Source organism: Mycobacterium sp. NGS26, assembly GCF_059813025.1.
Genome location: NZ_JCALDU010000001.1, coordinates 281,409 through 295,259, shown reverse-complemented (window position 1 = coordinate 295,259; position 13,851 = coordinate 281,409). Strand labels below are relative to the sequence as shown.

General features: G+C 69.9%; 14 protein-coding genes. 11 read left to right on the top strand and 3 right to left on the bottom strand.

Translation table 11 applies throughout. From position 1 onward, the window contains the following. Window positions 1-142 precede the first annotated feature (142 nt). From AC5Y6X_RS01400 to AC5Y6X_RS01385, 4 genes are all read left to right on the top strand, one after another. Window positions 143-1,210, top strand: coding sequence for an alpha/beta hydrolase (locus AC5Y6X_RS01400; RefSeq protein WP_499983776.1), 1,068 nt, complete (start codon window positions 143-145; stop codon window positions 1,208-1,210). A gap of 74 nt (window positions 1,211-1,284) precedes the next feature. Next, the gene (locus AC5Y6X_RS01395) at window positions 1,285-2,676 is read left to right on the top strand and encodes a cystathionine beta-synthase (RefSeq protein ID WP_499983774.1); all 1,392 of its coding nucleotides are present in this window, start codon (window positions 1,285-1,287) and stop codon (window positions 2,674-2,676) included. Between the two features lie 116 nt (window positions 2,677-2,792). Continuing rightward, window positions 2,793-3,437 carry an RDD family protein gene (locus AC5Y6X_RS01390; RefSeq protein ID WP_499983773.1) on the top strand — a complete coding sequence of 215 codons (645 nt, stop codon included), beginning with the start codon at window positions 2,793-2,795 and terminating at the stop codon, window positions 3,435-3,437. A 54-nt stretch (window positions 3,438-3,491) separates the two neighbouring features. Then, window positions 3,492-4,658, top strand: coding sequence for a cystathionine gamma-synthase (locus AC5Y6X_RS01385; RefSeq protein ID WP_499983772.1), 1,167 nt, complete (start codon window positions 3,492-3,494; stop codon window positions 4,656-4,658). A gap of 79 nt (window positions 4,659-4,737) precedes the next feature. Here AC5Y6X_RS01385 and greA read toward each other — a convergent pair whose 3' ends face one another. Both greA and AC5Y6X_RS01375 read right to left on the bottom strand, forming a co-directional pair. Beyond that, window positions 4,738-5,232: a transcription elongation factor GreA gene (gene greA / locus AC5Y6X_RS01380; RefSeq protein WP_324674851.1), complete on the bottom strand. Its 495-nt coding sequence runs from the start codon at window positions 5,230-5,232 to the stop codon at window positions 4,738-4,740. A 204-nt stretch (window positions 5,233-5,436) separates the two neighbouring features. Next, window positions 5,437-5,880 carry a DUF4307 domain-containing protein gene (locus AC5Y6X_RS01375; RefSeq protein WP_499983769.1) on the bottom strand — a complete coding sequence of 148 codons (444 nt, stop codon included), beginning with the start codon at window positions 5,878-5,880 and terminating at the stop codon, window positions 5,437-5,439. 106 nt (window positions 5,881-5,986) lie between these two features. On the opposite strand from AC5Y6X_RS01375, the gene mca reads away from it, so the two are divergent. The 4 genes from mca to AC5Y6X_RS01355 are packed head-to-tail and all read left to right on the top strand — an operon-like array spanning window position 5,987 to window position 9,581. Next, on the top strand, window positions 5,987-6,859 hold the full coding sequence (gene mca, locus AC5Y6X_RS01370) for a mycothiol conjugate amidase Mca (protein ID WP_499983767.1): 873 nt from the start codon (window positions 5,987-5,989) through the stop codon (window positions 6,857-6,859). Next, entirely contained in the window at window positions 6,856-7,167 is a 312-nt protein-coding gene (locus AC5Y6X_RS01365; RefSeq protein ID WP_324674857.1) for a hypothetical protein, read from the top strand. The genes mca and AC5Y6X_RS01365 overlap by 4 nt, the downstream gene beginning before the upstream one ends. Next, window positions 7,154-9,175, top strand: coding sequence for a thioredoxin domain-containing protein (locus AC5Y6X_RS01360; protein ID WP_499983760.1), 2,022 nt, complete (start codon window positions 7,154-7,156; stop codon window positions 9,173-9,175). The genes AC5Y6X_RS01365 and AC5Y6X_RS01360 overlap by 14 nt, the downstream gene beginning before the upstream one ends. A 22-nt stretch (window positions 9,176-9,197) precedes the next feature. Next, on the top strand, window positions 9,198-9,581 hold the full coding sequence (locus AC5Y6X_RS01355) for a nuclear transport factor 2 family protein (protein WP_324674861.1): 384 nt from the start codon (window positions 9,198-9,200) through the stop codon (window positions 9,579-9,581). An 11-nt stretch (window positions 9,582-9,592) separates the two neighbouring features. On the opposite strand, the gene trhA is transcribed toward AC5Y6X_RS01355, so the two are convergent. Next, window positions 9,593-10,330, bottom strand: a complete 738-nt coding sequence (gene trhA / locus AC5Y6X_RS01350; protein WP_324674863.1) for a PAQR family membrane homeostasis protein TrhA — start codon at window positions 10,328-10,330, stop codon at window positions 9,593-9,595. Between the two features lie 106 nt (window positions 10,331-10,436). On the opposite strand from trhA, the gene AC5Y6X_RS01345 reads away from it, so the two are divergent. From AC5Y6X_RS01345 to AC5Y6X_RS01335, 3 genes are read left to right on the top strand one after another with little or no spacing between them, the layout of a single operon-like run. Beyond that, window positions 10,437-11,225: a (2Z,6E)-farnesyl diphosphate synthase gene (locus tag AC5Y6X_RS01345; protein ID WP_324674865.1), complete on the top strand. Its 789-nt coding sequence runs from the start codon at window positions 10,437-10,439 to the stop codon at window positions 11,223-11,225. A gap of 30 nt (window positions 11,226-11,255) precedes the next feature. Beyond that, window positions 11,256-12,626, top strand: a complete 1,371-nt coding sequence (locus AC5Y6X_RS01340; RefSeq protein ID WP_499983754.1) for a hypothetical protein — start codon at window positions 11,256-11,258, stop codon at window positions 12,624-12,626. A gap of 12 nt (window positions 12,627-12,638) precedes the next feature. Then, window positions 12,639-13,724 carry a methyltransferase gene (locus AC5Y6X_RS01335; protein WP_499983753.1) on the top strand — a complete coding sequence of 362 codons (1,086 nt, stop codon included), beginning with the start codon at window positions 12,639-12,641 and terminating at the stop codon, window positions 13,722-13,724. The last annotated feature ends 127 nt before the right edge of the window (window positions 13,725-13,851 follow it).

Below are 13,851 nucleotides of genomic sequence, written 5' to 3'. Positions count from 1 at the left end.
TCGTCAAATGTTGCACCGGAAAAAGCCTGTCAAGCTAAATTGAGCGAGTTGGCTGAACGACTCGGCGAACACAGATGAACCGGACGCTTGGCCGCCTCGTCACATGCTGTATCGGACTACAACGGCGTAGGAAGTGTTGAGCATGACCGCACCGAGCAAGGTATCCGGTTCCGCCCCGAGAGCGATTTGCACACACGACGTCCTCCGGGCACGTAGAGTTGAAGCACGCAAGTTCGCGATCAGCGACGGGGCGCCGGTCGAGGTCCTCGAGTCGGGGCCGAGCGTTGCTGCGCGGCTTGCCAACCTGGCGTCGCGGTTGACGATCCGGCCGATCCTGGCCGCCGGGAGCCACGCCCCGAACCTGCCCTGGCCGTGGGGCCTCATCGACTTCGCGTCCCGGGTCGTGCTTCCCGTCACCGCCACGGTCCGACAGACCGTGAACTTGCCAAATGCCTCGGCGCAGTTGGTGCGTGCCCCCGGCGTGCTGCCCGCGGACGGCACCCGGCGGATGGTCCTCTACTTCCACGGCGGGGCGTTCTTGACCTGTGGAGCAAACTCGCACGGACGGCTCGTCGAGTCGCTTTCGAAGTTTGCTGATTCGCCCGTCATGATCGTCAACTATCGGCTGCTGCCCAAGCACTCGGTCGGGATGGCGCTCGGCGACTGCCATGACGCCTACCAATGGGTGCGCCACCGCGGGTACGAGCCCGACCAGATCGTGCTCGCCGGCGACTCCGCGGGCGGGTATCTGGCGCTCGCGCTCGCGCAGCTGCTCCAGGAGGAGGGCGAGGAACCGGCGGCGCTGGTGGCTATCTCGCCACTGCTGCAGCTAGCAAAGGAATACAAGCAGGCGCACCCCAACATCAAGACCGACGCGATGTTCCCGCCACAGGTGTTCGACGCGCTCGTCGCATTGGTTGCTGGGGCGGCCGAAAAGAACAAAGTCGACGGCAAGCCGGAAGAGATTTACGAGCCGTTGGAGCACATCAAACCGGGCCTGCCGCGGACGCTGATTCACGTGTCCGGCTCCGAGGTGCTCCTGCACGACGCGCAGTTGGCGGCGACCAGGCTGGCGGCCGTCGGCGTGCCGGCAGAGGTGCGGGTGTGGCCCGGCCAGATTCACGACTTCCAGCTGGCCGCGCCGCTGGTGCCGGAGGCGATCCGTTCGCTGCGCCAGATCGGCGACTACATCCGCGAAGCCACCGGCTGACGCCGCGCCCGGCGCCGGTCGGCGCGGGTATGCCCAAATTCCCCGAGCCGCAAACCGCCTGAGACGATGAACGCATGCGAATCGCGCAGCACATCAGCGACCTCATCGGCGGCACGCCGCTGGTCCGGCTGAACTCCGTCGTCCCCCCCGGCGCCGGCACCGTCGTCGCAAAGGTCGAATACCTCAACCCCGGGGGCAGCTCCAAGGACCGGATCGCGGTGAAGATGATCGACGCCGCGGAGGCCGCCGGGCTGCTCAGGCCGGGCGGCACGATCGTCGAACCCACCTCGGGCAACACCGGCGTCGGCCTCGCCCTGGTCGCCCAACACCGCGGCTACAAGTGCGTATTCGTCTGCCCGGACAAGGTCAGCGAGGACAAGCGCAATGTGCTGCTCGCCTACGGCGCCGACGTGGTCGTGTGCCCGACGGCCGTGCCGCCCGACCACCCGGACAGCTACTACAGCGTCTCCGACCGGCTGGTGAAAGAGATCGACGGCGCGTGGAAGCCCGACCAGTACGCCAACCCGGAGGGCCCGGCCAGCCACCACGAGACCACCGGCCCGGAGGTCTGGGCCGACACCGACGGCAAGGTCACCCACTTCGTCGCCGGCATCGGCACCGGCGGGACCATCACCGGCGCGGGCCGCTACCTCAAGGAGGTGTCCGGTGGTCGGGTGCGCATCGTCGGCGCCGACCCCGAGGGCTCGGTGTATTCCGGCGGAAGCGGCCGGCCCTACCTGGTCGAGGGGGTCGGCGAGGATTTCTGGCCGGCGGCCTACGACCCGACGGTGCCCGACCAGATCATCGCAGTCTCCGACTCCGACTCGTTCAACATGACCCGGCGGCTGGCCCGGGAGGAGGCGATGCTGGTGGGCGGCTCGTGCGGGATGGCGGTGGTGGCCGCGGTGAAGGTGGCCGAGGAGGCCGGGCCCGACGCGTTGGTCGTCGTCCTGCTGCCCGACGGCGGTCGCGGCTACATGTCGAAGATCTTCAACGACGCGTGGATGTCGTCGTACGGATTCCTGCGCAGCCGCCTCGACGGCTCGACCGAGCAGCCGACCGTCGGCGACGTGTTGCGCGGAAAGTCCGGCGCGCTACCGGATTTGGTGCACACCCACCCGTCCGAGACGATCCGCGACGCCATCGGCATCCTGCGCGAGTACGGGGTCTCCCAGATGCCGGTCGTGGGCGCCGAGCCGCCGGTGATGGCCGGCGAGGTCGCCGGCAGTGTCTCGGAACGCGAACTGCTCTCGGCCGTCTTCGAGGGGCGCGCCAAATTGGCCGACGCCGTCTCCGAACACATGAGCCCGCCGCTGCGGATGATCGGCGCCGGCGAGTCGGTGACCGCGGCCGGCAAGGCGCTGCGCGAGTGGGACGCGTTGATGGTGGTGGAGCAGGGCAAACCGGTGGGCGTGATCACCCGGTACGACTTGCTCGGATTCCTGTCGGAGCCACCGCGACACTAGCGCGCGCCGCCTCGTCGCGACGCCGATCGGCGCGTTGCGCAAGTCTCGCCCGGGCGGCCCGCGCTCGGGTACTGTAATCCCGCCTGGTTCAGCGCAAACCGGAGTGGAGGTAGCCCATGACCGATCAACCGCCCGGCGGATTCCAGCCGCCGCCTCCACCGCCAGGCGGGTTCCAGCCACCTCCGCCGCCACCGCCACCCGGCGGCGGTTCCTATCCCCCGCCCCCGCCGCCTTCGGGTGGCTACGCGCCGCCGCCGCCCGGACCGGCGATCCGTGCGCTGCCGACCGAGGCCTACACGCCGTGGCCCACCAGGGTGCTGGCCTTCCTCATCGACAACGTCCCGATCGCGGTCGTCTACGGCATCGCGTGGGTGATCGCGGTGCTCACCCGGCAGTCGTCCTGCGTGTCGAACATCAGCCAGTACGACGTCAGCCAGTACTGCTACACGCAGCAATCGATGCTCGGCCTACTCGTGCAGGGGCTGGCGTGGCTGGCGATACTCGCCTACGGCGTCTGGAACTACGGCTACCGCCAGGGCACCACCGGGTCGAGCCTCGGCAAGTCCGTGATGAAGGTCAAGGTGGTCAGCGAGGTCACCGGGCAGCCCCTCGGTTTCGGGATGTCGCTCGTGCGCCAACTCGCCCACTTCGTCGACGCGGTCATCTGCTACATCGGTTTCCTGTTTCCGCTGTGGGACGCCAAGCGGCAGACGCTGGCCGACAAGATCATGACGACGGTGGTGCTGCCGATCGAACAGTGACGGCGCCGTGCGGCGGCGAACTGGCCGCCGCGGACGTCGTTAGGCTGATCGTCGATGAGCGACGACGATAAGGCAGGCCGAGGAATCAGCGGCCTGGCCACCAAGGCCATCCACGCCGGCTACCGCCCGGACCCCGCGACCGGGGCGGTGAACGCCCCGATCTATGCGAGCAGCACGTTCGCCCAGGACGGCGTCGGGGGACTGCGCGGCGGATTCGAATACGCGCGCACCGGCAACCCGACCAGGTCGGCGCTGGAAACCTCGCTGGCCGCCGTCGAGGACGGCGCCTTCGCGCGGGCGTTCAGCTCCGGGATGGCCGCCACCGACTGCGCCCTGCGGGCGATGCTGCGGCCCGGCGATCACGTCGTCATCCCGAACGACGCCTACGGCGGCACATTCCGGCTGATCGACAAGGTCTTCACGCAGTGGAACGTCGGGTACACGCCGGTGGCGCTGTCGGACCTGGACGCCGTGCGCGACGCGATCACACCGCGGACCCGGCTGGTGTGGGTCGAGACGCCGACCAACCCGCTGCTGTCCATCGCCGATATCGCCGCCATCGCCGAAATCGGCCGACAGCATTCAGCAAAGGTGTTGGTGGACAACACTTTTGCCTCGCCAGCGCTGCAGCAGCCGTTGACGCTGGGCGCCGACGTGGTGCTGCACTCGACCACCAAATACATCGGCGGCCACTCCGACGTGGTGGGCGGGGCGTTGGTCACCGGCGACGAGGAGCTGGACGACGCGTTCGGTTTCCTGCAGAACGGGGCCGGCGCGGTGCCCGGCCCGTTCGACGCCTACCTGACGATGCGCGGCCTGAAGACCCTGGTGCTGCGGATGCAGCGGCACGGCGAAAACGCCTATGCCGTGGCGGAATTCCTCGCCGGGCATCCCGCGGTGAGCGCGGTGCTGTACCCGGGTCTGCCCACCCACCCCGGACATGAGATCGCGGCGCGCCAGATGCGCGGCTTCGGCGGCATGGTGTCGGTGCGCATGCGGGGCGGCCGGGCGGCCGCCGAAAGTCTGTGCGCCGGCACCAAGGTGTTCATCCTGGCCGAATCGCTGGGCGGGGTGGAGTCGCTGATCGAGTACCCCAGCGCCATGACGCACGCGTCGACGGTCGGCTCACAGCTGGAGGTGCCCGACGACCTGGTGCGGCTTTCGGTCGGGATCGAGGACGTCGCCGACCTGCTGGCCGATCTCGAGCAGGCCCTCGCCTAGCTACCGCGAGCAGACGCAAAAGCCCCCGACACGCCGCGTTTGGGTGCTTTTGCGTCTGCTCGCGGTGGGGAGCCCGCCCCTAGGAGTGGTAGGGCTCCGCGCTGACCAGCGTGACCTCGACGGTGTTGCCGTTGGGCACCGTGTAGCGGCGGGTCTCGCCCACCTTGGCGTCGATCAGGGCACCACCCAGCGGTGAGTTGGGCGAGTACACCTCGAGCTTGCCCTCGTTGACACCCTCCTGGCGGGTGGCGATCAGGAAGGTCTCGGTGTCGGACTTGTCGCCGTTGTAGTAGACCTTGACCACCGAACCGGGCAGCGCGACGCCGGACTGCTTGGGCGCCTCGCCGACCTTGGCGTTGTTGAGCAGGTCCTGCAGCTGGCGGATGCGCGCCTCCTGCTGCCCCTGCTCCTCGCGGGCGGCGTGGTAGCCACCGTTCTCGCGGAGGTCGCCCTCCTCGCGCCGGTCGTTGATTTCCGCGGCGATGACGGGGCGATTGGCGATCAGCTGATCGAGCTCCGCCTTGAGCCGGTCATGCGATTCCTGGGTCAGCCAGGTCACCTGGGTGTCCGTCATCTCCTGGTGCTCCTCGTCTTATCGGTTCCGCGTATCCGCGTAAGCTTCGACAGCCCCGCTGTCGGGGTGTCCGGGTCCGACCCCGGGTGCTCGGCGCCGTTCTGCTCACGGCCTCTAAGCAGCAATACACGGTCCCAGCAGGAACCGTGCATTCATCCATGTTACCACTGCGGAAACGGCCGATGGCCACATATTCGCAGTTCTCTATCGTCGATCGGGCGGCCGCAAATAGCCCGGCACGTCGGTGCCGCAGCCGTAGATGTCGGCCATCGCCGGCGGCTGGGAGGACTTCACCGTCGTCGTCACCTGCACGGTGGCCTGGCCCGACGGCGGGACCAGCACCTCCCGCCTGCCCGTCTCGCTGCCGTCCTTGGCGCGCACCCGCACGATGCAATCCACCGGCCGCGACGGGTCGGATCGCGTCACGCTGATCGTCACCGACGCCGTCTCGTCGTCGATCACCGCGTAGCCGGCCAGCGAGCCGGACACGTCGCGGGTGCCGAGCCGCCGGTAGCCGATGACGGCGATCACCAGGCCGGCCGCGACGGCCAGCACGGCCACGGCGACGACGAGCCAGCGCCGCGGCGCGCGGGGCAGCCGCGACCGCCCGTAGCGGGACTCGGGACGAGCGATGGGGTTTTCGGTCATGGGTGGGTATGCCTGGGCTGACCGACTGCCGGACCTCGGCCGACACGATCGGCAGCTGGAATTATAGGGTCGAAACCGGGCGTCCAGCAGACCGACAAGGGGGCATGTGAGCGAACTGCGGTTGATGGCGGTGCACGCCCACCCCGACGACGAGTCCAGCAAGGGGGCGGCCACCCTTGCCCGGTACGCCGACGAAGGCCATCGGGTGCTCGTGGTGACGCTGACCGGCGGCGAACGCGGCGACATCCTCAACCCGGCGATGGACCTGCCCGACGTGCACGGGCACATGGCCGAGATCCGCCGCGACGAGATGGCCAAGGCCGCCGAGATTCTCGGCGTGGAGCACACCTGGCTGGGTTTCGTCGACTCGGGGTTGCCCAAGGGCGATCCGCCGCCACCGCTGCCCCAGGACTGCTTCGCGCTGGTCCCGCTGGAGGTGTCCACCGAGGCGCTGGTGCGGGTGGTCCGCGAGTTCCGGCCGCACGTGATGACCACCTACGACGAGAACGGCGGCTACCCGCACCCGGATCACATTGCCTGCCACAATGTTTCGGTCGCCGCCTACGAGGCGGCCGGCGACCACGCGCGTTTCCCGGACGCCGGCGAGCCGTGGAACGTGTCCAAGCTGTACTACATCCACGGCTTCCTGCGCCAGCGAATGCAGCTGCTGCAGGACGAGTTCGCCAAGCGTGGCGAGGAGGGCCCGTTCGGCAAGTGGCTCGAGCACTGGAAACCCGAGCACGATCCGTTCGAGTCTCGGGTGACGACGCGCGTGGAGTGTTCGAAGTACTTCAGCCAGCGCGACGACGCGCTGCGCGCCCACGCCACCCAGATCGACCCGAACGCCGAGTTCTTCGCCGCCCCGATCGAATGGCAGCAGCGGCTTTGGCCGACCGAGGAATTCGAGTTGGCCCGCTCGCGGGTGCCCGTCCGGCTGCCCGAGGACGACCTGTTCGCCGGAATCGAGAACGACGGATGAGCAGCGCCTTGCTCGCGGTGATTGCCGACGGCACGCCACACAACCACGGCCCGGACTTCGGCAAGGCCAGCCCGCTGGGGCTGCTGGTTGTGGTGCTGCTGCTGATCGCCACGCTGTTGCTGCTGCGATCGATGAACCGGCAACTGAAGAAGGTCCCCAAAACGTTCGACCCCGAACACCCCGAGCCCGATCAGGCCGCCGACGAGGGCACCGACACCGTCGGCGAGGCGCCGGATCAAGCACCGGAGCAACCGCCCGGGCAGGGTGGCGGATCGGCACCGCCAGGGCCCGGCGATGAGCCCGGCTGACAACTCCGGGACGAACACCCTCGGGTTGGCCACCAGCCCGTATCTGCGCCAGCACGCCGACAACCCGGTGCACTGGCAGCAGTGGGGGCCGCAAGCGCTGGCGGAGGCGGCGGCGCGCGACGTGCCGATCCTGCTGTCCGTCGGCTACGCCGCGTGCCATTGGTGCCATGTCATGGCCCACGAGTCGTTCGAGGACGACGAGGTGGCCGCGGTGATGAACGCGGGATTCGTGTGCGTCAAGGTGGACCGCGAGGAACGGCCGGATATCGACGCGGTCTACATGAACGCCACCGTCGCGCTCACCGGTCAGGGTGGCTGGCCGATGACGTGCTTCCTGACGCCGGACGGCCGCCCCTTCTTCTGCGGCACGTACTACCCGAAAGCCGGCTTCCTGCAACTCCTTTCGGCCGTGTCCGAGACGTGGCGCAGCCGCCGCGGCGAGGTCGACGAGGCGTCGGAACACATCGCCGGCGAGCTGCGCAAGATGGCTGAGGGGCTCCCAGGGGTGCCCGGCGGGGGCCCGGACGTCGCGCCCTCGCTGTGCGACGATGCCGTCGCGGCGGTGCTGGCCGACCAGGACACGGTGCACGGGGGCTTCGGCGGCGCGCCCAAGTTCCCGCCGTCGGCGATCCTCGAGGCGCTGCTGCGCCATTACGAGCGCACCGGCTCAGCGGCGGCGCTCCAGGCGGTGTCGCGCACCGGCAACGCGATGGCCCGCGGCGGCATCTACGACCAGCTGGCCGGCGGCTTCGCCCGGTACAGCGTCGACAACGCCTGGGTGGTACCGCATTTCGAGAAGATGCTGTACGACAACGCGCTGCTGCTGCGGGCATACGCGCACTGGGCGCGGCGCACCGGGGATCCGTTGGCCCGCCGGGTCGCCGCGCAGACGGCGCGGTTCCTGCTCGACGAGCTCGCCGACGGCGCCATGTTCACCTCGTCGCTGGACGCCGACGCCGCCGGGCGCGAGGGCTCGACCTATGTGTGGACGCCGGAGCAGCTGACCGAGGTGCTCGGCGCCGACGACGGGCGTTGGGCCGCAGAGGTTTTCGCGGTCACCCGATCCGGAACGTTCGAACACGGGGCGTCGGTGCTGCAGCTGCCCGCCGATCCCGACGCACAACGGCTGGAACGCGTGCGGACCGCGCTGCTGGCCGCCCGGCTCGCCCGGCCCCAGCCGGGACGCGACGACAAGGTCGTCACGTCCTGGAACGGGTTGGCGATCACCGGGCTGGCCGAGGCCAGCGTCGCGCTGGACGAGCCCGAGTTCGCCCGTGCCGCACGGGATTGCGCCGCGGCCCTGCTGGACTTGCACGTCGTCGGCGGCCGGTTGCGGCGCGCCAGCCTCGGCGGGGTGGCCGGCGACAGCGCGGCCATCCTGGAGGACCACGCGATGCTGGCCACCGGGCTGCTCGCGCTGTACCAGCTGACCGCCGACGACGCCTGGCTGGCCGCGGCGACCGAGCTGCTCGACATCGCGCTGGCGCACTTCGCCGATCCGCAGCGGCCCGGCCGCTGGTTCGACACCGCCGACGACGCCGAGCGGCTGATGCTGCGGCCCGCCGACCCGCTGGACGGCGCGACGCCGTCGGGCGCATCGAGCATCACCGAGGCGTTGCTGACCGCGGCGCACCTGGTCGACGGGGAGCGGGCGGGGCGCTACCTGCAGGCCTCCTCCGACGCGCTGAGCGCGCACTCGGTGCTGCTGGCGCGCGCACCGCGGTCGGCCGGAAATTGGCTCGCCGCAGCCGAATCCGCGGTTCGCGGACCGCTACAGGTCGCGGTCGCCTGCGACCCGTCCCGCTCGGCGCTGCTGGCCGATGCGCGCCGGCTCGCCCCGGGCGGGGCGATCGTGGTCGGCGGCGAGCGGGACTCGTCGGTCCTGCTCACCGGGCGGGGCCGGATGGCCGACGCCGACGCCGCCTACGTGTGCCGCGGGCGGGTGTGCGACCTGCCGGTCACGCGGACCGCCGAACTGGCGGCCGCCCTGGGTGTTCCCGGGCGGTAGCCCGCGGGCTACCCTGCGTGCCATGCCGAATGCCACGGACAAAACCCAAGCGATCACCGACACCGTCAACCGCTACATCGAGCTGGTCGCCAAGGGCAGCGCCGACGACCTGGTCGAGTTGTACGCCGACGACGCGACAGTCGAGGACCCCGTCGGGGGCGAGGTGCACATCGGTCGCCACGCGATCCACGGCTTCTACTCGGCGCTCGACGATGCGCAGCGGGAGTGCGAACTGGTCACGCTGCGGGTGGCCGGCAACGAGGCGGCTTTCCACTTCCGGCTCACCGTCACCGCGGGCGGGCACCGGATGGTGATCGAGCCGATCGACGTGATGGTGTTCGACGATCAGGGCAAGGTCGCCGCGATGAAGGCCTACTGGTCAGCGGCCGACGTCACCCAGCTTTAGAAGACCCAGCGTCAGAAGACGACGAACCACATCGCGATGTAGTGGCAGATCGCCGCGACCGCGGTGCAGGCGTGGAAGAACTCGTGGTAGCCGAACGTGTTCGGCCACGGGTCGGGCCAGCGCAGCGCGTACAGGATGCCGCCGATGCTGTACAGGGCGCCACCGACGAACAGCAGCACCATCGCGGCCACCCCGGCGTTGTGCAGGATCGTGCCGGTGTACCACACGGCGACCCAGCCCAGCAGCAGATACAGCGGCACGCCCACCCAGCGCGGCGCCGTCGGCCAGCACATCTTCAGCAGGATCCCGGCCGCCGCGCCGCCCCACACGATGGACAGCACCGCACGCCCGGCGTCGGGCGGCATGGCCAGCAGCGCGAACGGCGTGTAGCTGCCGGCGATGAACACGAAGATCATCGAGTGGTCGGCCCGCTTCATCCACGTACGCGCCGCCTCGGATTGCCAGTTGACGCGGTGGTAGGTGGCGCTGACGGTGAACATGACGATGGTGGCCGCGGTGTAGACGAACGTCGCGAGCCCGGCCTTGGTCGACCCGAGCGCCCACGACACCGCGATCAGCGACGCCCCCGCGGCGACGGCCGCCCCGGCGGAGTAGACGTGGATCCAGCCGCGGAAGCGCGGCTTGGCCAGCACCCGCGCGACGCCGTCGACCAGGTGCTGGGCGGCGTGGGCCGCGGGGCCCTGCGCTTCGGGATCGGGATGGGTGACCGTGGTGGTGTGGCCGCTCATATTGCCAAAGATAGCCGTCGACGGGCCCGGGCCGCGTCAGACGTGCGGTGAGATTGCCGGAAATGCAACCCGGAAACTGGTGCAGCTCACAGTAGGGTGACTCTTCGTGGAGATAATCCCGCCGCGGCTCAAGGAGCCGTTGTATCGCATCTACGAGCTGCGGCTGCGGCAGGGTTTGGCCGCTTCGAAATCCGATTTGCCCCGGCACATCGCGGTGCTGTGCGACGGAAACCGGCGCTGGGCGCGCGACGCGGGCTACGACGACGTCAGCTACGGCTACCGGATGGGCGCGGCCAAGATCGCCGAGATGCTGCGCTGGTGCCAGGAGGCGGGCATCGAGATGACCACCGTCTACCTGCTGTCCACCGAAAACCTGCAGCGCAATCCCGACGAGCTGGCCGCGCTCATCGAGATCATCACTGATGTTGTCGAGGAGATCTGCGCGCCGGCCAACCGCTGGAGCGTGCGCACCGTCGGGGACCTGGAGCTGCTCGGCGACGAACCCGCCCGGCGGCTGCGGGGGGCGGTGGAGTCCACGCCGGCGGTGGCGCCGTTCCACGTCAACGTCGCCGTCGGCTATGGCGGGCGCCGCGAGATCGTCGACGCGGTGCGCGCACTGTTGAGCAAGGAGCTCGCCAACGGCGCCACCGCCGAGGAACTCGTCGACGCGGTGACCGTCGAGGCGATCTCCGAAAACCTTTACACCTCTGGGCAACCCGATCCCGACCTGGTCATCCGCACGTCGGGCGAGCAGCGCCTGTCCGGGTTCCTGTTGTGGCAGAGCGCGTACTCGGAGATGTGGTTCTGCGAGGCGCACTGGCCCGCGTTCCGCCGCGTCGACTTCCTGCGCGCGCTGCGCGATTACAGCCAGCGCCACCGCCGCTACGGCAAGTGAGAAGTCCGGAGCCCGTGACAAACTAGACGCATGGCTGCGCTGTCGGCTGTGGTGTTCACGCTGAGCGGGTGGCTGGGGTTGTACCTGCTGGCCCGGGATCCGCGTAAGCCGGTGCTGGCGCTGGCGGCCGTCGGGTTGTGCGGCTTCGCGCTGGTCGTGGCGCTGGACGCGGTGCGCACCGCCGGGGCCGCCCACCTCGCGCTGTTCGGTCGGCTCGAGATCTACCTCGTCGCCGTCCCCAGCATCGCGTGGTTCGCGGTGCTCGTCGAGCTGTCCCGCCCGGGCGACCGCTGGCGCGCGCGCACCGGCGAGTTGCTGCTCGTCGGGGGTGTCGCCGCGCTCATCGTGTTCGGCGCGACGATGGCCGGTAGCGTCGACGGACCGCTGCGGCCGGGTCACGTGCTGATGATGGCGGTGATCTCGGTGTCCACGCTGGGGGCGATGGTCGTCGCGGTGCGGCGCCCCGCCCAGCCGACGCCCGTCGCGGGCGTGGTGGTCGTCGCGACCCTGTTCTTCGCGCTGGCCAACGCCATCGTGATCATCCCGCTGGGCCTGGTGCCCAGCTGGCTGGCGCTGGCGTCGACGGGCTTCGACGTGCTGGCGCTGGGCGTGGCGGTGGCCCTGTGGGACGCCTTCGACGAGGGCCAGGCGCTGCGCGCCGACATGCTGCGGTCGTTCGCCGGGTCGGCGGCGGTGGCCGTGCTGTTCGGTGGCCAGGCGCTGATCGGCCTGGCGGTCACCCGCCACGACCCGACCGCGCAGATCACGCTGACGATGCTGCTGTTCACCACGCTGGCGATCGCGATCGTGGTGCAGGTGCTGGCCGACCCGCTGGCCGGGGTGCTCGACCGGCTGGCGTTCTCGAAGTCGCCCACCCTGCGGGCCGACCGGGCCGCGCTGCGGCACACCGGGGCGGCGCTGCCGTTGCGGTCCGACAATCCCCTGAGCGACGTCGACGACGACACGTTCGCCCGGCTCACCCGCCGGGCCCTGAGCCATTACGGTGACCTGACCAAGCTGGTCGCCAGCCCGCTGACCGCGTTGCCGGTGATCGACGAGCGGCTGGCGGCCCGGGGAGCGCCCGACCACCCGCTGGAGCGGGCCAACGAGCTCAAGGCCGTCCTCGCCGACGGCATCGGGCGGCTCAAGCCCCGCGACGGCGGCGATTTCGGGACCACCGAGCAGTGGCGCTACTACAACTCGCTGTATTTCCCCTACGTCGTCGGGGTGCGCGCGTACGCGCAGAACGCCACCGCGGCCGGTCTGGACCCGACCGCCCGGCGGGCCTGGCAGTGGCTGGTGACCGAGGTCCCGCAGCGCTCGCTGCACAACTGGCAAAACGCGGCGGCCCGGCTCATCGCGGCCGATCTGCGCGGGCGCGTCGCGGTTGCCAGCGATTAAGCTAACGGACCCATGACCTCAAAGGTCCCGCCCGCCAAAGTGGTGCGGGTAATCGAAGCAGTTCGTCATCACCTGGCCCGGCTGCACCGCCGCATGGTCCCGCCGCCCGTGGCGATGATGGAAATGATCGCCGAAACGTGGGCGGCGCAAGCGATCACCGCGGCGGCCCAGCTGGGTATCGCCGACGCGCTCGCCAAGGGTCCGTTGTCGGCCGAGGAGTTGGCGACCACGGTCGACGCCGACGCCGACGCGGTCAGTCGCCTGCTTCGGGCATTGAGCGGCCGGGGCGTCTTCCGGCAACGCCGTGACGGGCGCTACGACCTCACCCCGCTCGCGGACACTCTCCGCCGGGACGCGGAGGTACCGATGGCCGGCTGGGCCCGATGGCTGGGCTCGCCCCAACACCGCGAACACTGGAGCCACCTCGCCGACGCCATTCGTACCGGCCGGTCCGTCATCCCCACGTTGCGCGGCAAAACGGCGTTCGAATACCTGGCGTCCGAGCCGGAGCTCGGCGAGATCTTCAACGAGGCGATGACGGGCGGGTCCGCACTCTCGATCGGACCGGTGATCGCCGCCTACGACTTCAGCCCCTTCGCCACCATCGTCGACGTCGGGGGCGGTCACGGTCGCCTGTTGGCCGAGATCCTTGCGGCCACGCCCGGGGCGCGCGGCGTGCTGTTCGATCAACCTCAAGTCGTCGCGGGGGCTCCGGCCGTGCTCGCCGAACTCGGGGTGCAGGACCGGATCCGCATCGTCGAGGGGTCGTTCTTCGAGTCGGTGCCCGCCGGCGGCGACGCCTACGTTCTCAAGAGCGTGATTCACGATTGGCCCGACGACGACGCCGTGCGGATCCTGCGCAACGTGCGTGATGCGGTCGCGGTCGGCGGTCACGTTCTGCTCGTCGAGTTCGTGGTCCCCGACCACCATCGCGAATACATGGGCAACTGGCTGGATTTGGAAATGCTGGTCGCGCTGGATGCGCGGGAGCGCCCCGCCGCCGAGTTCGAGCGACTGTTCCAACGTGCCGGGTTCCGGATGACGCGGGTGGTGGACACCGCCTCGCCGTTCAGCGTGCTCGAGGGGCAGGCGGTCTAACCCGGGTGCCCGCCGTTTCGGCCACCGGCCCCACGTTTCGGGACGCCTTCGGCTTTGTCGCTGCGCCGGGGAATACCCGCGGGAACTAGCTGGTCTTTCTATCCGTGGCAGCAATTGGCAGCGCCAC